The following is a 20,660-nucleotide window of genomic DNA, read 5'->3' as shown; positions in this document are numbered from 1 at the left end:
TTTGAACTGAGTTAGTAAAATTGCGACCTATCAACTATAACTTAGTAAAAATCTGATCTGAAAATCAGCAATTACGAAACAGTTAGTATAAAACTGATCCGAAGAAATTAATTATGATCGGATCAAGTTTATACTAACTTAAACATTTAACTTTTGAAGTTTTATGTGTTGTTATTAACTGTCGAAGAAAAATTGGAAATAAGAACAATGAGCCGAAAGGTCAACATCTCGGTAGATAACTTACCCGATACATTACGCGGGCAGATCCACGGGGTGGAAAGTGCAATAGATAATGAAAGTCTTGCACTATTTACAGACAACAAAGATGTGCGTGTTTCAATTGAAAATGCTGCACATGGTTTGAGAGCTTACTCAAATACATTTAATCATTATGATTTATGGGGACGATTTGTCCGTTCTGGTCATAAGAAGCTTCCTGTTGAAGAAGCACCAAAGAAAACCATCGTTACACGAAAAATATCTGAAAAAGTAGACGGCATTCTTTATGATGGTGAAATCAAAATTACACCTGCAGTAGTAAGCACAAGAAAAGATGGTGAAGATGTTGAATATCTTGTTTGGCCATCTGATCGTGAAGAAAAGGTCGAACGTGCCTTAATTCGTTTAGCCTCTAAAGGTAAAATTGTAAAAATCAATTTTAAGTCTGGTATTCAATACGCAGTCGTTTTTTCAATGAATGAATTAGCGCAAGAGCTGAAAGCTGTTGGTCAGTCGATGCCTTATCCGCAAATCAAAGAATCATTAGAAGCATTACAAGGTTCTAAGCTTTCTTTTAAATATTCAGCAACAGATACTCGTAACTCTGATATTGATGACTCATTTTACGAATCGAACATGAACTTTTTATCGTCACTTCATTTTAGCGGCAAAAAAGGTCAGGGTGGCAACGTAAAATGTGTAGCTTGTTTGAATGCCTTCGTTCATAACATGATCGATAACCTTGAATACAAGGGTTACTACTTTAATAGTGCTCAAGAATTAAAACGTGGTTTATCTCGTTGGATGATGCTTCGTTTATATCATTTATGGCGTTATGCGGCACCGGGTAAGACCTACCATTTCCGACTATTATCGATTATGGAAAAATATGGCTCTATTTATTCAACAGACGAAATTACCGAGAATAAATTAAAAGCTTTGCGTCGTGATATGACTACGACAATGAAAGACTTAATTGAGAAAGGTGCAATCTCTGAATATAACATTACCAATGTCAAAGATGACAAAACGGGTAATATTATTGATTACACATATGAGATGCATCCATCTGATCAATTTTGTGATGAGATTCTTACGCTTAATAAGCATAACAAACGAATCGAAATTCAAGGTGGTAAGCGCATTGTTGAAAATGCTGTTTTAATCGATGAAGATAAAATTGAAGAAATAGTAGAAGACTAAATTTTTAAATACTGCTAACTATAAATAAAAGGCCACGTATGTGGCCTTTTTAACATAATCAATCTGTTACTTGTTCTAAGTAAAGTCTATCAACTAAGAAATCATATTCTCTTTTACGAGGATGACTTTCTGGTTTTTGATAATCAGATAATGTACCAAGTTTTACATCTGGTTCTGGGTTTATCAAAATAAAAGGTAAAGCAGCACTAACATGATATCGGTTTTGAGCTGTATACCTTACATTAACTTGTGGGCTAACTCTTGTTGGTCTACGAATTCGTAATTTTTCTTTATCACCTAAACTTGCAACACGACTTTGCTCTTGTGCAACTAGCGCTTGCCAAGAGTGTTGGTCGATCATTCTTGGATTAGAATAACTAGCCGATTTATCGAGCATTGCTAAGGCCATTTTTTTAGTTAGCGTTTTAGTTGCATGTTTGTGCATCCAAGTAAAACGAACAGAGTAGGGCGATTCAGTTTCAAAGTGGATCTTACGATATGCAGCAAGTGTAATGAGATTAGGCACAGCATTGTGAACCGCTTCAAATCGCGCATCATTATTATCGATAGCTATTACACTATTTTTAAAATCAGCTTTGGCTTTATTTAACTGATTTATCCTTGCAATGAAATGTTGCTTATCGACATCTTTTAAAACTAATAAACCTGGATGTCTTTTTAATACTCGACTACTTAATCCTGTCTTTTTATAAAAATCACCAAATGAATTTAGAATTAACTTATGAGCATCATCGCCTTCAATTTTTTGTACACTAATTGAAGAAGGGACTTTCTTTTCGTCGTTTATATCGATATCTGGTAATTGATAATATGATGCCTTATGAAAACCAACTTCCTTTAATTCTTCACAAAGCAAATGAGTTAACTCACTTACTAAATCAAACTGACTGCGTATTTCTAACTTTGTACTCATAGGAACACATCTTACTTATAGTTGGTTTAATTGTAACGCTATCCCCTGGTATTTAGAAGTTTATTTTTCCTAGTAATGCTGACCTTACATCTGATTTAGATTAAGTATGATGTGTTCCTTAACATGCTACTAGTACAAGTTTTTAATTTGATCAATGTAGAACTAAAAAAGCATATTTAAGCATGTAAAGCTGAGGTTACAGTAAGGCTTTAGTTAAGTAAGATGTGTTCTTATATTATGAGCCAACGAATAAGGTGATCAAAAAAGTGTAACTAACTGGTTTGAAACAATAAAATGTTGGAACCCTAATTGTTAATATCGAAACTATTTATCAAATAACGAAATAATCGTAAATAGCTTAATATTGTCCTTGAACTTAGTACGTGCAATAAGTTAGTTTTCGTTAACGGTCTATGTTAGGAATGAGGAAAGAACATGCAATCGTGGAACCCAGACAGCTGGAGAAAACTGCCGATACTTCAGCAGCCAGAGTACCCAGATCAAGAAGCCCTTAAATCAGTTGAAGGGCAATTAAAAAGCGCACCACCTTTGGTATTTGCCGAAGAGACGCGTAGCTTATACAAACAACTAGAAGCTGTATGTGAAGGTAGAGCCTTCTTATTACAGGGTGGTGATTGTGCAGAGTCATTTAGTGACTTTAATGCCGCAAATATCCGCGATACATTTAAAACACTTTTACAAATGGCCGTTGTTTTAACTTATGGTGGTAAATGCCCTGTAGTTAAAATTGCGCGTATGGCAGGTCAGTACGCTAAGCCACGCTCATCAGATTATGAAACAATCGACGGTGTTTCATTACCTTCGTACCGTGGCGATATCATTAATAATTTTGAATTCACTGAGCAAGCGCGTGTACCTGATCCACAGCGATTGATGACGGCATATCATCACAGTGCTGCAACGCTAAATTTACTACGCGCATTCGCGCAAGGTGGTTTAGCAGATTTACATCAAGTAAATCGCTGGAACATGGGCTTCGTTGCTGCAAATCCACTTAAAGAAAAATACCAACAGCTAGCTGACAGAATTCAAGATGCGCTTGAATTTATGGAAGTGTGTGGTATCGACTCAACCGTTGCGCCGAGCTTAAAAGAAACAGACTTATTTACATCACACGAAGCGTTATTATTAGGCTATGAAGAAGCTCTAACACGCCGTGACCACTTATCAGGTGATTGGTACGATTGTTCTGCACACTTTGTTTGGATTGGTGAACGTACACGTCAACTTGATCATGCACACATCGAATTCTTTAAAGGCATTAAAAATCCAATTGGTGTGAAAGTTGGCCCAGGTATGGACCCAGATGAGCTAATCAAACTTATTGATGCAGTTAACCCAGATAACATTCCAGGTCGCTTAACGTTAATTACACGAATGGGCGCTGATGTACTGCCAGAGAAACTACCGGCACTAGTACGTAAAGTACAACAAGAAGGTCGTAAAGTTATTTGGAGCTCAGATCCAATGCATGGTAATACTGAGAAAGCGAGCTCAGGTTATAAAACACGTAGCTTTAATAATATTCTTCGTGAAATTAGCCAGTTCTTCGCAGTACACAAAGCTGAAGGTTCATACCCAGGTGGTGTTCATCTTGAAATGACTGGCCAACACGTTACTGAATGTACTGGTGGTGCGTATGGATTATCTGATGAAGATTTAGCACAACGCTACCGCACACAGTGCGACCCACGCTTAAATGCAGATCAAGTTTTAGAACTAGGTTTCTTAGTTGCTGATTTATTAAAAGACGCACGTAAGTAACACTAAGTTATTCAAAAAAAGGCTGCACATTGCAGCCTTTTTTAATGTCCGATACTAAAATAAGTTAGTACTTACGTCTTTCAAGTCCAGTATCAGATATAATCTTTGCAGAAATTTCTTCTACTGAATGATGAGTTGAATTTAAAAATTGAATCTTCTGCTTTTTATAAAGCATTTCTACTTCACGTACTTCAATACGACATTGTTTTAAAGACGCATATTTTGAATTTGCCATACGACGCTGGCGAATATCGGCAAGGCGAACAGGGTCAATCGTTAAACCAAAAAGTTTATGTTTGTAAGCTTTTAAACACTCAGGCAGGGTGCCTCTTTCTAAATCATCTTCTGTTAGCGGGTAATTGGCTGCTTTAATGCCATATTGTAATGCCAGGTATAAACTAGTAGGTGTTTTACCGCTTCGGCTAACACCCACTAAAATAATGTCGGCTTCAGAGTAGTTTTTAATGTTAGCGCCATCATCATTAGTCAACGCATAGTTAACCGCATCAATACGAAAATCATAACTTTTCTCGTGCATCGAATGCGTTCTATGAACCTTCGGTACTGGCGCAACTTTTAACTCTTGTGAAATTTTATCACTGTATTGTGATAAAAAGTCATAACACACCGCGCAAGACGATTTTATAATTTCACTTAGCTCGTGGTTAACAAAAGTAAAGAACACGAGTGGCTGTTCTCCATCACGTTGCGCTGTTGAATTAATTAAGTTCTTAACTTCAATTGCTTTTTTTTCAGTTTCAACAAAAGGAATTGTTTTGTGATTAAACTCAACAGGAAACATAGATAAGGTCGCATGACCAAAGACTTCAGAGGTGATTGCTGTTCCATCAGAAATATAAAATGCAGTTCTCATATTTAACCTTTTTATTACCTTTATCTGCAAAATAGGGGCTTCACGGTTTACGTGAGGTCTGTTGCCAGTGTAGAATGACTACGACCTTTTTAGAAGGTTTTCTTTCTTAACTCTCACAGTTAGTACTACAATTTGTTTATGGAGAAAGATCCGTGCAAGAATACGTTCTCTGGTATCAAGAGCTTGGTATGCAAGATGTTCCTCGTGTTGGCGGTAAAAACGCTTCACTAGGTGAAATGATCTCAAACCTAGCTAACGCTGGTGTTCAAGTGCCAGGTGGTTTCGCTACAACCGCTGAAGCATTCAATGAGTTCCTAGAGCAATCTGGTTTAAACTCAAAAATCCACGATATTTTAGACACATTGGATGTGGATGATGTAAATACACTCGCTAAAGTCGGTGCCGAAATCCGCCAATGGATTATCGATACACCATTCCAACCAAACCTAGACCAAGCCATCCGCGACGCATATAGCCAACTACACGGCGACGCATCACAAGATGTTTCATTTGCAGTTCGCTCATCTGCTACAGCAGAAGATATGCCAGACGCTTCATTCGCAGGACAACAAGAAACGTTTTTAAACGTACGTGGTATTGATTCAGTAATGACTGCAATCAAACACGTGTTTGCCTCACTATTTAATGACCGCGCTATTTCTTACCGTGTTCACCAAGGTTATGACCACCGTGGTGTTGCACTATCAGCTGGTATCCAACGCATGGTTCGTTCAGATAAAGCAGCTTCAGGTGTTATGTTCAGTATTGATACTGAATCTGGCTTTGAAGATGTTGTATTTGTCACCTCAAGCTATGGTCTTGGTGAAATGGTTGTACAGGGTGCTGTAAACCCAGATGAATTTTATGTTCATAAACCAACTCTTGCTAATGGTAAACCAGCGGTAGTTCGCCGTAACATTGGTTCAAAAGCAATCCAAATGATTTACTCAGCGGATGAATCACATGGTAAGCAAGTTGAAATTGTTGACGTAGATTCGTCACTTTCAAACAAATTCTCAATCACAGATGCTGAAGTTCAAGAACTTGCAAAGCAAGCTGTGATCATCGAAAAGCACTACGGTCGTCCAATGGACATCGAGTGGGCAAAAGACGGTAACGACGGTAAGCTTTATATCGTTCAAGCTCGTCCAGAAACAGTTCGTTCAAACGAAGACGCTAACGTAATGGAGCGTTTCCAATTAAATGGTACAAGCACTGTTGTTGCTGAAGGCCGTGCAATTGGTCACAAGATTGGTTCAGGTACAGTACGCGTTCTAGATTCAATTGATGAAATGGACAAAGTACAACAAGGTGACATTCTAGTTACTGACATGACTGACCCAGACTGGGAGCCAATCATGAAACGTGCCGCTGCGATTGTTACAAACCGTGGCGGTCGTACATGTCACGCGGCCATCATTGCTCGTGAATTAGGTATTCCTGCAGTTGTTGGTTGTGGTAATGCAACTGATTTAATTAAAGCAGGCCAAGATGTAACTGTTTCGTGTGCCGAAGGTGACACAGGTTATATCTACGAAGGTGTTTTAGATTACGAAGTACTTACTTCACGTGTTGATGAAATGCCAGAATTACCAATGAAAGTTATGATGAACGTAGGTAACCCTGATCGTGCATTTGACTTTGCACGCTTACCTCATGCAGGTGTTGGCCTTGCGCGTGTTGAATTCGTAATCAACCGTATGATTGGTGTTCACCCTAAAGCACTTCTTAACTTTGATGCTCAATCTGACGAGCTAAAAGCTGAAATCTCAGAAATGATGGCAGGTTATGAATCACCTGTAGAATTCTATATTTCTAAGCTTGTTGAAGGTATTTCAACACTAGGTTGTGCGTTTGCACCTGAACGTGTCATTGTTCGTATGTCTGACTTTAAGTCAAACGAATATGCAAACCTTGTTGGTGGCCAGCAATATGAGCCGGAAGAAGAAAACCCAATGATTGGTTTCCGTGGTGCAGCACGTTATATCTCTGAAGATTTCCGTGACTGTTTCGCGTTAGAGTGTGAAGCGATTAAACGTGTTCGCAACGAAATGGGTATGACTAATATTGAAATCATGATCCCATTTGTTCGTACACTTGAAGAAGGAAAGCGCGTTATTGAATTACTTGAAGAACATGGCCTTAAACGTGGCGAAAATGGTCTGAAAGTTATCATGATGTGTGAATTACCATCAAACGCGTTACTTGCAGATGAGTTCTTAGAATATTTTGATGGTTTCTCTATCGGTTCAAACGACTTAACTCAGTTAACATTAGGTCTTGACCGTGACTCAGGTTTAATTGCGCACCTATTTGATGAGCGTAACCCTGCAATCAAAAAACTATTATCAATGGCAATTCAAACTGCTAAAGCAAAAGGCAAATACGTAGGTATTTGTGGTCAAGGTCCTTCAGATCATGAAGACTTTGCTGCTTGGTTAGTTGAGCAGGGCATTGATTCTGTTTCTCTGAACCCAGATACAGTATTAGAAACTTGGTTATATCTTGCTAAGAAATTAGCCGACTAAGTACTTTATTTAACTAAAATAAAGATTCTAATATAAAAAATGCCAGCACTTAGCTGGCATTTTTGTTACTTCGAAGGGCGTGTTGACCTTTTATGATTGATTTTGCAGCAGTGTGTTTGGTATTTAGGCAAGGCAGAGCCTGTGTAGTGTGGTTTTTTCACATAAATAGGCGATAACGCAGCATCAATGCCAAACACGCGTTGCCCTTCGGGTTCTTTCTAGGGGCGATTAACTCTTTGTTGCTCGATTTTTACTTAGCCCACTAGGTTACAAATCTCGCGCCGCGATTAAATCGCCCCTAGAGTGAACAAAGTCTAATCTACAAAGGTCAACACGCCCTTTAAATCAGCGAGCAAGTTTTTTATCTATATAAGCACATGACTTAGTCAGAGCCTTTTGGCACAAGGTTAAATAATCACGCGCTTTAGAATAATAAAAAGATAAACAGAAAAGTCCTGCAATAAAGAAGATCAGCGACGGTCCGGGAATAATGACAAAAACTAAACCCAATAACATGCACAAGGCACCTAAACTGATTAATGCAATTTTTTTCATCTGACTATCTCATTTGCTGCTTTAATACACAGTATAAAAGTATTGCCCCCGAAATCGATAAAAAGAGTGTTACAAACTGTAAAATCTTCAATTTATCTTAGCTATTAGCATGATATAATTTGCAAAATGCCTTAATTTATCACCGTCATGATAGCAACAATAAGTCAACAACAAGCCGCCACAGAACTCGTTTCTAATTACTTAGATACAATACAAAAACAAGGTTTTAGTGGTGATTCCGATGCAAGCTTTTCTACACGTTTAAGTTTATCGACTGATAACAGCGTTTACCAACAGGTACCTCAAGGTGTCATCTTTCCAAAGTCAGCAAAAGACATACAACTAGCTATGCAAATTGCTTCACGTGATCCATTTTTATCACTGACTTTTGGTCCACGCGGAGGTGGTACAGGTACTAATGGACAATCGCTAACCCCAGGTATAGTTGTTGATTTATCTCGCTACATGCGTGAAATCTTAGAAATAAATGTTGAAGAAAACTGGGTGCGCGTGCAAACGGGTGTAATAAAAGACCAATTAAACGACTTTTTGCGTCCTTATGGTTTTTTCTTTGCGCCCGATTTATCAACAAGTAACCGTGCAACAATCGGTGGAATGATCAATACAGATGCATCAGGTCAAGGCTCATTGGTTTATGGCAAAACAAGTGATCACGTTTTAGGTCTAACAACTTATCTTGTTGATGGCACTGAAATGTCAACAACCTCTATGCCTATTGAAAAAGCAAAAGTAATTGCTGAACAAAACACGACTGTAGGTAAGTTATATAAAACAGTTCTTGATATTGGCCTTGAGAATCGAGACGCTATTTTAGAAAAATTCCCACGCTTAAACCGTTTTCTTACCGGCTACGATTTAGAACATATTTTTTCTGATGATTTACAAACCTTTGATATGAGCCGATTAATTACTGGTTCTGAAGGTTCATTAGGTATTGTAACTGAAGCAAAACTAAATATTACGCCCATTGCTGAATTTAAAACATTAATAAATATTAAATACGATAGCTTTGATTCTGCACTTCGTCATTCACCATTTCTAGTTGCAGCAAATGCAACTTCTGTAGAAACAGTCGATAGCAAAGTACTTAACCTTGCTCGAGAAGATATCATTTGGCATTCAGTATCGGACTTAATAACCGATGTGGAAAACAAAGATATGCAGGGACTCAACATGGTTGAGTTTAATGCAGTTTCACCTGAAGACATTAAAGATAAAGTAGACACTCTTTGTAAGCTACTCGATGAATGTGTTGCAAAGCAAACTAATGGAGTGATCGGTTATCAGTTAACGAATGACAAAGCTGATATTTTAAAAATTTATGCAATGCGTAAAAAATCAGTAGGCCTTTTAGGTAATGTAAAAGGAAGTCAAAAACCGTTAGCTTTTGCTGAAGATACTGCAGTACCTCCAGAAAACCTAGCAGATTTTATAGTCGAGTTTCGTGAACTTCTCGATAACCACAACCTACAATATGGTATGTTCGGTCATGTTGATGCCGGCGTATTACACGTAAGACCTGCACTAGATATGTGTGACCCTGAGCAAGAAAAATTACTTCGTCATATTTCAGATGAAGTCGTTAAACTGACTGCAAAATATGGCGGGTTGATGTGGGGTGAGCACGGCAAAGGATATCGAAGTGAATATGGCCCTGAATTTTTTGGCGAGCATTTATTTACACAACTTCGAAAAATCAAAGCAGCATTTGATCCAAATAACAGAGTAAACCCTGGTAAAATCTGTACGCCAATTGAAAGTAAAGACTCACTCGTTTCGGTTGACGATCAAAAGCGTGCCTGGTTCGACAAAGAAATTTCTATCGATGTTAAAACAGAATTTAATAACGCGATGACCTGTAATGGTAATGGTCTGTGTTTTAACTACGATGAAAAATCACCAATGTGTCCATCTTATAAAGTAACAGGTGACCGCCGTTATTCACCTAAGGGTCGCGCGAGTTTAATGCGCGAATGGTTACGACTTCAAGAGTCCGAAAATATTGATTTACTCAATGTCGAAAAAGAATTAGTTAATGGTGAAGTAATCACTTGGTGGGAACGCTATCAACATAGTCGCGATAAGAAAAAAGGTGTTTATGATTTCTCTCACGAAGTGAAAGAATCAATGGACGAATGTTTAGCTTGTAAAGCATGTACTACTGCATGCCCAATAAAAGTTGATGTACCGACATTTCGTTCACGCTTTTTAAATTTCTACCACAGTTATTACGCTCGTCCTGCTAAAGATTACTTAGTAGCAGGTATCGAGCAAACTGCGCCGGTGATGGCAAAGTTTGCTAAAGTGGTAAATCCAATTGTAAATACAAAACTTGTTTCAGGTTTAATTAAAAATACAATTGGTTATGTTGATACGCCAAGCTTAAGCGTACCGCAACTTTCTAAACGTATTTCTAAAGATCAGCAATTTAATTTTAAATTACTTAATTCGCTTTCAAAAGAACAACAAGCCGAGTATGTTCTAATAGTTCAAGATCCATTCACTAGTTTTTACGAAGCTGAATTAGTAGAAAGCTTTATTAAAGTGATTAAAGCGCTAGGCAAAAAACCAATGCTATTACCGTTCAAACCAAATGGTAAAGCTCAGCATGTAAAAGGTTTTTTAAATGAATTTAAAACAACAGCAAAAAATGCAGCTGAGTTTTTAAATTCACTGAGTGAAATCAACGCTCCTTTAGTTGGGCTCGATGCATCTTTAGTTATGTGTTACAGAGATGAGTATGTCTCAATATTAAAAGATGAGCGTGGTGACTTTAAAGTTGAATTAGCTCATGAATGGCTTCAAACGCAAAACTTTAAACAAGTTACTCTTACCACTAAAACGAGTTCGCCATTTAAATTGTTAAGTCATTGTACTGAAACAACAGCAATGCCGAATGCTTCTAAAGTTTGGCAAACCATTTTTGCAGATCTAAATTTACAGCTTGAAACTACCAGTACGGGTTGTTGTGGTATGGCAGGAACGTACGGCCACGAAAAGCAAAACCAAGAAAATTCACGTGCTCTTTATGAAATGAGTTGGCAACCAATTATCTCTGATAATGAGCCTGAAACTGTTTTAGCAACAGGGTTTTCTTGTCGTAGCCAAGTTAAACGCTATGAAAAATTTAAACCAAAGCATCCACTACAATTAATTGCAGAGTTACTTTAATTTTTTTGAAAATAATAAAGGCGCTTAACGCGCCTTTATTTTTGGTAACTTTTTGCGATTGGCTTTGTACTCATGCCATGAATGAAAACACTAAATAAAATGGTTGTTAAAGTTACTGTGGCAATTTGTTCTTTGTTTGCAATTGCTGTATCCATCACCATTAAAGTGAAAACGATTGACGCCAAACCTCTTGGACCAAACCAGGCAAAAGTAAACTTGTCTTTGAAATTTAGATTGGTAAACATAAGTGAAAGTAGTACCGGCACAATTCTAAAAATCGTCACACTTAATAACGCATAAAAAACAATTGGCCAAGTGATATCATTCACAATTAAGTGACCACATACAAAACCGAATAAACACCAAATTAGAAGCGCAACAAATTCAGCGATATGCTCAGAGTCTTTAACTAATGTTGAACGTATTTTTTTAGGTGCTAAATAATCAAATAAAAGTCCCGCAACAAAAACAGCTATAAAACCACTGCCATGAAAGTTTTGTGTTAAAGAGAAAATGGCCATGACTAAACCAATCAATAAAAATGGACTGCTATTATTTGCAAAATAATGACGTGCTAATGCTATTTTTAAAAGTGGAATAAATACTGCCATCGACACACCTGTAATAACAAGTGCAACACCTAACTCTCTTGCGAAAACAAGTAAAGTATCAATTGTCGTTACAGCACTTTCTGGGTTTTGAACTAATAAAAGTAAAACTAAAAAAATGGGAACACAAAGGCCATCGTTCAAACCACTTTCAGTATTTATTCCTTCGCGAATATTTTCTGGTACCGATGTACATTCTAAAATTCCTTTGCTAAGCGCGGCATCCGTTGGTGTTAAAATAATTGCAATCAAGGCAGATTGAAAAAGTGATAACTCCGAAAAGAAAAACAACCCACCGGCAACACCTAACATTAGTGTCATCGGCAAAGCCACAAAAAGTAACAGGCTAGGGTACTGATAACTATGTTTTAATACGGGGAGTTTTGATTTGGCTGCATCGGTAAATAAAAAAATACTCAAGGTTAATTCAACCAAAGGTAAAATATCACTGAGTCCGGCTTCGCCTAATTTGAACTCATTCGGTAAGAAGTAAGACATTGCAATTCCGACCAATACAAAAAACATTGGCCCGGTAATTTCTGTTCGTTCTAACTGGCGAATTGTCAGCGAGTAAAATAAAAGAGCTAAGCCAACTAATGCAAGTATTGTATATTCCATTAAACTTTCCTTTTTATTCCTGACTTTGCGCGCTCTTTTATATTTGTTTGAATATAAATTTGATCTGTCGTAGCGATTTTTGCATGACCTAAATCTTCAGATAAATGTTTTAGCGGTCTTGTTTGGGCATCGTGTGTTGCACCGGTATGTCTTAACCAGTGAGCCGTAGCCGCTTCAAGTTGTTCCGCATCATCTTTGAAACCGTCATCTAAAAGAGACTGTTTTGCTAAGTCAAAACTTTGTTGGACTAAACGACGAATTTGACGAACAGTCATTCCACCTTTGCCACGAATTTTATGAACTAATGGCTCGGCTTCATCAACGCGGGGCAGGGCAGGTAAACCACGGTAAAGCCTATAACGTTTTAGATAAGATATAAAATCTTCACTTAAGGTAACATCACGTAATTTGTTACCTTTACCCATAATTCTTAAAAACCAAAAACCATCATTATCTTGCCAAAAATGTGACATAACCGGCGACCACTGAGGTCGCTCGGATAACTCAGAAATTCGTAGATACAATCCTTTTAAGCAAGCGAGAGTAAATAAATTTCTTTCTAAATCAGGTTGTTGCTCACATAAATCTCGAGTAACACCAAATACATACTCCCATTGAATATCACTGAGTGTATCGGGAATTTTGATTTGCGATTGCACAACTAGGTATGGACTATTCTTTTTAACAACCGGTACAAAGTTAGCAAAGGTTTTTTCTTCTAAAATTGCGAACTTATAAAATACATTTAGTGCTGTAAACATAGCGGCGAGTGTTTGTTGGCTAGCTATATTTTCTTTTTTTATGAAAGGGCGCCAATTTGTATTGAGTCGTCTTATTCCTTGTTCATCTTTATAACGCCATTGCACTGAACTTGATAACCAGGCCGAATCTGGTTCAACCATAAAATCAACATAGGCTTCAATATCTTCACGTTTTAGATCAAAAACTGATTTCTCTGCAACCAACCATGACCATAAACAGAATCGCTCAAGCTCATTTCTAAATCGATTAAATGTAGCTTCTGATTTTCGGCCATACACATATAAAAATTGATAAAGAAAAGCTAAGTCATTTTTTGATTCAGCAACAGTCAATCCAACATAATGTATAAAGTTATCAAGTTCTGGATATTCTGTTGCAAGAGTATCATCTTCAAGATGGGCAATTTGGTAACGCAGTTGTTTGAGTGTATCAACGAGAGCAACGAGCATAATGATGTAATATCTTGTAAAATAACTAGTTATAAGATTACCATAAAGTCCGATACTGTCTAGTATTGGACTTAATATATCTTTAGTATTTGCAACATTAACTAGATTGCCATACTAATATTCAAGGAATATGTATGAAAAAGTTTATCGCTATTAGTTTAGTTTTAATAACTACAATTTTAACCGGTTGTGCTACAACAGGAAGTGCATCTCCCGATGAAAAACGTGCTTTAGTACAAAGCATGAAAAACAATACATTAAGTGAGCTTTACTCGCAAAAACCTGATGTTAAACAACAAATTGCTAACTCTGCAGGTTATGCGGTTTTTGATAATGCCAATGTAAATGTTGTTTTAGCCAGTTTTGGCGGTGGTTATGGTGTTGTTAAAAATAATCTAACCGGTAAATCAACTTACATGAATATGGGTGAAGCTGGTTTAGGCTTAGGTTTAGGTGTTAAAGACTTTAATGTTGTGATGGTTTTTCATAACCAAGCAGCAGTAAATCGCTTTATTGAACATGGTTGGGCATTCGGAGGTAATGCAGATGCAGCAGCAAAATATGAAGATAAAGGTGGCGCTTTAGTTGCCGAAGCAATTGCAGACCAAGTAACCGTTTATTCTTTAACCGAAAATGGCCTTGCGTTACAAGCGGTACTTAAAGGCACTAAGTTTTGGGTAGATTCTGAGCTTAATTAAGCTATTTAAAACCCTTCTAAAAGTGGGCTAGTTAGCAACCTAACTCCCACTTTTAATTACTTTAGCTAATTTAACATAACGTAATTTATGGGTAGTTGTTATATTTTAATCTTTAAGTAATCACCTAGTTTTCTAAACCCACATTTCTAATAATTTAATACTTAAAACTGCTATTCATTTCGAACTTTTGATTTATCTTCGCTATCAGAAATTTCGTATTTAATTCATAAGCTACTAATTTTACTTAATATTATTTCTTCGACTTATTATAGTAAGACTTTCGGGTTGGGCCATTAGGCTTAGGCTTCAATCCCTCTCACGATTCACATTAGTCTAAACAATAATAACAAGGATTCATCATGAGGAAGTTTTTTCTAATCATCATAATTGGCTATTTCGCATGGGATTATTATGCAGTTAATTATGGGGGTATCTCACCAACACAAACGCTTCAAACAAAAATTATTGATCCCGTAAAATCAAATTACAGCCATAATCGAGATATCACAATATCTGATTATGAAAAGCCAGAGTATGAATGTGATGGCCGTCAATATTGCAGCCAAATGAACTCTCTAGAAGAAGCGTTATTTTTTACCAAAAATTGCCCTAACACAAAGTTAGATCAAAGCCCCGGTGAAGCCCCCTGCCAGAGTGATTTTATTTTGCGAGATTAATGTATTTTTAAAAATCAAGTTGGCTAAATTTTACAATTTAGCTAACTTTTAACCCATCTCCCCCAACTTTTCTTAGTTAAATAATATTAACTTTTGTAACATAAAACCGGAATTTTCCTAGTTCTTTATCACGAATTTATCGCTAAATTGTTTATAAACATTAGTGTTCAAATTAACACTACCTCTTTCTGGTTCAGACTGTTTTTACTCCGCTAATTTACTTTCTGAATTTAAAGCTGTACTTGGGTGATTTTAACGTGAAACATAGAATTAATACTGATACCGAAGTTAAATTTTCTGAATCTGACATCCTCCTATCGACTACTGATTTACAAAGTCATATTACTTATGCCAATGATGAATTTTGCAAAATAGCTGGTTTCACGCTAGACGAAATGGTAGGTAAGCCTCATAACCTTGTTCGTCACTCTGATATGCCGAAACTGGCTTTTGCAGATTTGTGGCAACATCTAAAAAATGGTCAATCTTGGATGGGACCTGTTAAAAATCGCTGTAAAAATGGTGATTATTATTGGGTTAATGCCTTTGTAACACCGATTAAAGATAAAAGTGGTCGTACTGTTGAGTTTCAATCAGTCAGAACTAAACAAAGTGATGATGTCGTACAAAGAGCGACCGCTGAATACGCTAAAATAAACAATAATCAAAAATCTCATGCCACTGCAGCAAAGTTCGATTCCACTCTTTACATAAGTGCCCTATTATTTATTAGTTTTTTAGGTTCGCTGGCTGCCGTTTTTAGCTCTGGATTCGATATTTTTAATTGTCTACTAGTTCTATTTTTAGCATCAGCTAATGGGCTTATGTATTTTTGGCGTCAAAAATATTTAGCACTTATAAGCAAAGCAAGTGTTTGATAATCCTTTAATGGCCTACCTCTACTCTGGTACTAATGATCAATCTGGCTTTTTACATCTTGCCCTTGAGATGCAACAAGCTAAATTAAAAGCTGTTGTTGGTCGTGTAAATGATGTGACCATGGGCGTTAATCACAATGCGCAACAATGTGCAGAGTCTGGTCATAACGTGACTGAACTTTTAAATAAACAAACAGATGAAGTCTCTCAAATTGTTGTTGCCACAGAGCAAATGACGGCTTCAATCAATGAGCTTTCATCGAGCACAATGCAATCTAATCAAGCTGCCGAAGAGTCAAACCAAGCTACAGAAGAAGGTTCACTTGCGGTCAAACAAACGATAGCTTCAATTAGTGAACTTGATGAAAAACTCAAAGCAGCAAGTAGCCAAGTAGAAAACTTAATTGAAGGTAATCAACACATTGTGGCAATTTTATCTGAGATAAACGCCATTGCTGATCAAACTAATTTACTTGCTTTAAATGCGGCCATCGAAGCTGCCCGTGCTGGTGATCATGGCCGAGGCTTTGCCGTTGTTGCCGGTGAAGTACGTGCATTAGCCTCACGAACTCAGCAATCCACAGAAGAAATAAACAATGTATTAAATCAGCTCACTCACGCTTCGAAACAAGCACAATTAGCCATGAAAGATGGACTTAACTTATCAGCTAAAAGTGTTGAGCTTGCACATCAAAGTGGCGATAGTTTAGACCATATTAAAGCTCAGTCTATCAAACTAAGTGAACTCAATAGCATCATAGCGCATGCAATGAACGAGCAACTGACAGCAAGCCAAGTTATTGCTACCAACTTAACGTCAGCGCAAGACTTTGCTCATGAGTGTACAGAGCTTGGCCATACTTCGCAGCAACTTTGCGAAGCGCTCCTCAGTAAAGTGACAGAGCAAACTTCCTTGATTAATCAGTTTAAGTAGCGAAAGCAATACTATTTGATTAGGTTTATTTTCGGTGTGTGCTTATTAGTACACACCGCATCGAATGCTTCTGCTAACCGTTCTGTTTCTTTGAATACCTGCTGCCAATACTTAATTCGTGTATCAGCATCAAGTTCTGTAAAGTCTTTACGATCAGGGATTTTGCCATAAGGTAACGAAGCAACAAAGTCAGCTGATGGAGTGATCATCACTACGTTTTCATAGTTACTCGGGGTAACACCGCGCTTTAGGCTCTTATCAAACCAACCTGCTTTAGGGCTGTTATTAAAATGTGGATATAAAATAAGCCCGTCATTATGAATACTTAAGTCAAAGTGGTAATCGATGATACCGCCATCGCGATACATACCTGGTGGTGTTCCTTTGATATTTTTAATGCCCTGCATGACTAATGGAATAGAGCCTGAAGCAAGTAATGCATCCGCTAAATTATCTTCGCTTAGCTCAATAGTATGGGTATTGAAAGTATTATTATCGGAAAAAGATAACTGACTATCTGTAGGCTGAAATACATAACGCTCATATTGCTTACTTAACAAACGCCTATTCATTCGATTGAATAAGTAGCTTTTAGATAAACCCATTAACTGCATCACTTTGTTTTCTGATGCTGTAAAGCCATTCGATTTTGCAACTATAAAGTGGGCTTTAAAAATAGGGTTGTTAATGATTTCTTGAATACCATTTTCAGCAAAAACTGTGCTTAATAACTCTCGCGCTTTTGTTGTTATTTCTTCTGGTTTTGCTTTATTCGATGAATAGCGTGTTTCAGAGTAAGACTTTGCTAATCGAGATATTGCAGCAACAGGGTCATTTTGAGCAAAACAGGCAGATCTAAATGCCCCAGCACTTGACCCTAATAAGTTTAAAGGTGTGGTACGGTCTTTAAAAAATTCACCAAATAGATATTTATCCAAACCAAATAATGTAAACCACTTGGGCCCGCCGCTTGCTCCTAAAAAGGTATTAAACAAATCGGCAGACAGGCCTTGCTCTTGAATTACTTTTGCAGCACTTGGCCCTGCGTAAATATCTATCATGATTACTTTTCTCGTTATTGTTTTAGCTTATTTGCGCCAAATCCCTTGTTCTGTTTGACCTTGAACCTGCACTTTTTCAGAATCAAAACTCGGTTCTTGCCCTGCTTCACGTTGACTATGGTAGTCTTTTGTCACAGATAAGATAGTTGGCGTTAAGCGTATGATAGCGATAACGTTCACCACTGTCATTAAACCTAAAGCAATGTCTGCAAGATCCCACACTTGTTTAATGGTGGCCGAAGCACCCCAAATCATCATTGATAAATATAAACAGGTGTAAATACCTCGGCCGAGTTTATTATCCAGCTTAAATAAATGTAGGTTACTTTCTGCGTAGGCATAGTTTGCAACCACAGAAGTAAACGCGAATAAACAAATTGCAGCCGCTACAAAGTAAATGCCACCAGCGGCCATATGCGCTGTCATCGCAGATTGAGTTAAGCGGATCCCTTCCATTTCGCCGCTAATATCAATATCAGCCAATAAAATAATCACCGCCGTACAACTACACAGCACAATGGTATCGAAAAACACCCCTAGCATTTGAATATAGCCTTGAGTGACTGGGTGATTTGGTACTGGTGATGCACAGCCAGATGCATGTGGCACACTCCCCGCTCCGGCTTCATTCGAATAAAGCCCTCGCTGAATACCATTTTTAATTGCGGCGCCCATTGCCCCTGCGCCGGCCTCTTGTAAGCCAAAGGCAGAAAGTAAAATATCCTCAATCATCGCAGGCACTTTACCGATATTCAATAAAGTAATAATAATGGCGGCGAGTACAAATAAAATGCCCATAACTGGCACAATTCGTTCAGCAAAGCGGGCAATAGCTTTAAAGCCACCTAAAATAATAGAGCCTGCCAGTATCGTGATCACAATACCTGAATACAAAGTTGGAATTTCAAATGCGTAATTGAGAGCATCGGTAATGGTATTCGTTTGCATGGCACTAAACGTAAAGCCATAACCAAGGAACAAGCAAAAGGCAAAACACACCGCAAGCGCTCTGCTGCCCAAGCCTTGCTGAATATAGTAAGCAGGCCCGCCCCTAAACTCACCATTGGCATCCCTAACTTTATAGACTTGCCCAAGTACGCTTTCGGCAAAGCCAGTGGCCATGCCCAAAATGGCAATCACCCACATCCAAAATATGGCCCCGCTGCCCCCTAACGAAATAGCAACGGCAACCCCTGCAAGGTTACCTGTGCCTACGCGAGCAGAAAGTCCAGTACATAAAGCTTGAAATGAACTGATTGAGTTTTTATCGGTGGTGCTACTCGACTTTAACAGGCTAAACATATGGCGAAACTTAACCAGTTGAATCACTTTTAGCCTTACCGAAAACCAGATACCAGCAAACAGAAGAATATAGATAAGAATTTGGCCTTCTCCCCAAAGAAGACCATTGATTGTCGATACAGCACTGTTAAACATGGCAAGCCTTTATTGTTCTTATAGATAAAAAATCACAAAAAGTGAATAGCTAACCACTTTAACTCTATTTACAAATATCTCAAGTAGGCAATGGGATTAATTAACTTAGCCTGCTCCCAACTAATTTAGCAGTTGCTGCTGTAAAAAAGCACGACCTGCTGCTAAGCCTAATTTGTGATCATAGCGCAGATCTGAATCTGTGCTACCCAGTAGCTTACTGCGTAATTTACTGCCTGCAAAAATTTGTGTGATACGGGCATCACTTAGTGGGTTGGCAATGAAATCCAGTTCTTCTTGATAAGCTTGTTCGTGTTGAACCAAGTAATCAATGGTTTTAGGGCAATAACCTGATACACAAACCAGTGACTTTAACTTATTTACCCATTCAGATTGTACTTGAAAGTTTTCATCAACAGTTCTAATAACCACAATATCACGAGCACCACGGTTATAAGCTTCTTTCACAGGTAAAGGTGCAGCTAAGCCACCATCTAAATACATATCATGCACTAAATCAGTATTAGAGCTTTGAATAATGGCATCGTTTGCTGCCTTGGTTGTTAACCAAGGAGTTAAGTTAACGCCGTCTTTATATAAAAAGGGTAATGCGCTTGATGCTTTTAACAATGCCAACCATTGCGTATCTTCACCATTTGGGCTCAAATAATAAGGTTTACGGTCAGCCGCGTTAGTGGTTGTGATCAACAGCTCGCGTTTACCTAGGCTTTGTGTTGCAGTTTTAAAATCAAGGGCACGGTTTACCTCTTTGGTTTTATCAAAATACCAATCAAGGTCGACAATGCTTTTACCAAATAGCCCGCGGCCAAGTTGGAAAAAACGTTTATGACGAGAAAGGCCTCTGATCAAACGTTTTGCATAGCCTTTTTGACGCGCTAAATAACTTGTTAAGTTTTGTGAGCCTGCCGATGTGCCAATGAATAAATCGAATGGATCGTAATTATTTTCTAACCATGCATCGAGCACACCTGCGGTAAAAATCCCTCGTTGCCCACCACCCTCAGCGATTAATGCTGTTTTTGTTTGTGGTTCTATTGCGGCAATTGTTTGAGATTTCACGGTGCACCTTCCTAGGGTTATGGTTAATAAATGTATTGTATTAAGTTAAATTCAATCCTTAAAACAGATTATATAAATTGATTTAATCTATAAAACCGTTTAATAAATGAGTGTCAGGGCTTAAGCAATGCGCATAAAAAACTCATTACACGCATTCAATATTTGCCAAAC

General features: G+C 37.8%; 16 protein-coding genes. 8 read left to right on the top strand and 8 right to left on the bottom strand.

Going from position 1 to position 20,660, the window contains the following annotated elements:
• The first annotated feature begins 207 nt into the window (after positions 1-207).
• Entirely contained in the window at positions 208-1,422 is a 1,215-nt protein-coding gene (locus tag AUR67_RS04845; RefSeq protein WP_054563104.1) for a hypothetical protein, read from the top strand.
• Positions 1,423-1,480: 58 nt separating this feature from the next.
• Here AUR67_RS04845 and AUR67_RS04840 read toward each other — a convergent pair whose 3' ends face one another.
• Complete coding sequence (locus tag AUR67_RS04840; protein WP_058584341.1) at positions 1,481-2,356, bottom strand: DNA replication terminus site-binding protein; 876 nt, start codon at positions 2,354-2,356, stop codon at positions 1,481-1,483.
• 435 nt (positions 2,357-2,791) lie between these two features.
• On the opposite strand from AUR67_RS04840, the gene AUR67_RS04835 reads away from it, so the two are divergent.
• A complete protein-coding gene (locus AUR67_RS04835) occupies positions 2,792-4,141 on the top strand; it encodes a class II 3-deoxy-7-phosphoheptulonate synthase (RefSeq protein ID WP_054563102.1) in 1,350 nt (449 codons plus the stop codon).
• A 64-nt stretch (positions 4,142-4,205) separates the two neighbouring features.
• Here AUR67_RS04835 and AUR67_RS04830 read toward each other — a convergent pair whose 3' ends face one another.
• Positions 4,206-5,015, bottom strand: a complete 810-nt coding sequence (locus tag AUR67_RS04830) for a pyruvate, water dikinase regulatory protein (protein WP_058584340.1) — start codon at positions 5,013-5,015, stop codon at positions 4,206-4,208.
• A gap of 152 nt (positions 5,016-5,167) precedes the next feature.
• Between AUR67_RS04830 and ppsA the strand changes: the two genes are divergently transcribed.
• Positions 5,168-7,543 carry a phosphoenolpyruvate synthase gene (ppsA, locus tag AUR67_RS04825; protein WP_058584339.1) on the top strand — a complete coding sequence of 792 codons (2,376 nt, stop codon included), beginning with the start codon at positions 5,168-5,170 and terminating at the stop codon, positions 7,541-7,543.
• A gap of 345 nt (positions 7,544-7,888) precedes the next feature.
• On the opposite strand, the gene AUR67_RS20890 is transcribed toward ppsA, so the two are convergent.
• Entirely contained in the window at positions 7,889-8,098 is a 210-nt protein-coding gene (locus AUR67_RS20890; protein WP_082665567.1) for a PGPGW domain-containing protein, read from the bottom strand.
• Positions 8,099-8,245: 147 nt separating this feature from the next.
• Between AUR67_RS20890 and AUR67_RS04820 the strand changes: the two genes are divergently transcribed.
• The gene (locus AUR67_RS04820; protein WP_058584338.1) at positions 8,246-11,290 is read left to right on the top strand and encodes an FAD-binding and (Fe-S)-binding domain-containing protein; all 3,045 of its coding nucleotides are present in this window, start codon (positions 8,246-8,248) and stop codon (positions 11,288-11,290) included.
• 35 nt (positions 11,291-11,325) lie between these two features.
• Here the strand turns inward: AUR67_RS04820 and AUR67_RS04815 are convergent, their stop codons facing one another.
• Complete coding sequence (locus tag AUR67_RS04815) at positions 11,326-12,516, bottom strand: cation:proton antiporter (RefSeq protein WP_058584337.1); 1,191 nt, start codon at positions 12,514-12,516, stop codon at positions 11,326-11,328.
• Complete coding sequence (locus tag AUR67_RS04810; RefSeq protein WP_058584336.1) at positions 12,516-13,727, bottom strand: tyrosine-type recombinase/integrase; 1,212 nt, start codon at positions 13,725-13,727, stop codon at positions 12,516-12,518. The genes AUR67_RS04815 and AUR67_RS04810 overlap by 1 nt, the downstream gene beginning before the upstream one ends.
• 134 nt (positions 13,728-13,861) lie before the next feature.
• Between AUR67_RS04810 and AUR67_RS04805 the strand changes: the two genes are divergently transcribed.
• The 4 genes from AUR67_RS04805 (at position 13,862) to AUR67_RS20880 (ending at position 16,914) form a co-directional block, all read left to right on the top strand.
• Positions 13,862-14,425 (top strand): YSC84-related protein, encoded by a 564-nt coding sequence (locus AUR67_RS04805; RefSeq protein WP_058584335.1) that lies wholly within the window; start codon positions 13,862-13,864, stop codon positions 14,423-14,425.
• A gap of 359 nt (positions 14,426-14,784) precedes the next feature.
• Positions 14,785-15,102: a hypothetical protein gene (locus AUR67_RS21495; protein WP_054563095.1), complete on the top strand. Its 318-nt coding sequence runs from the start codon at positions 14,785-14,787 to the stop codon at positions 15,100-15,102.
• Positions 15,103-15,359: 257 nt separating this feature from the next.
• Positions 15,360-15,980, top strand: coding sequence for a PAS domain-containing protein (locus AUR67_RS20885; protein WP_201024571.1), 621 nt, complete (start codon positions 15,360-15,362; stop codon positions 15,978-15,980).
• The gene (locus tag AUR67_RS20880; protein WP_082665565.1) at positions 15,973-16,914 is read left to right on the top strand and encodes a methyl-accepting chemotaxis protein; all 942 of its coding nucleotides are present in this window, start codon (positions 15,973-15,975) and stop codon (positions 16,912-16,914) included. The genes AUR67_RS20885 and AUR67_RS20880 overlap by 8 nt, the downstream gene beginning before the upstream one ends.
• Before the next feature lie 11 nt (positions 16,915-16,925).
• Here the strand turns inward: AUR67_RS20880 and AUR67_RS04790 are convergent, their stop codons facing one another.
• From AUR67_RS04790 to AUR67_RS04780, 3 genes are all read right to left on the bottom strand, one after another.
• A complete protein-coding gene (locus AUR67_RS04790) occupies positions 16,926-17,975 on the bottom strand; it encodes a patatin-like phospholipase family protein (RefSeq protein ID WP_058584334.1) in 1,050 nt (349 codons plus the stop codon).
• A gap of 27 nt (positions 17,976-18,002) precedes the next feature.
• On the bottom strand, positions 18,003-19,412 hold the full coding sequence (locus AUR67_RS04785) for an alanine/glycine:cation symporter family protein (protein WP_058584333.1): 1,410 nt from the start codon (positions 19,410-19,412) through the stop codon (positions 18,003-18,005).
• A gap of 120 nt (positions 19,413-19,532) precedes the next feature.
• Entirely contained in the window at positions 19,533-20,489 is a 957-nt protein-coding gene (locus AUR67_RS04780) for a patatin family protein (protein WP_058584332.1), read from the bottom strand.
• Positions 20,490-20,660 lie beyond the last annotated feature (171 nt).

Source organism: Pseudoalteromonas sp. XI10, from assembly GCF_001469895.1.
Taxonomy (GTDB): Bacteria; Pseudomonadota; Gammaproteobacteria; order Enterobacterales; family Alteromonadaceae; genus Pseudoalteromonas.
This window is presented reverse-complemented; position numbering and strand designations above follow the sequence as displayed.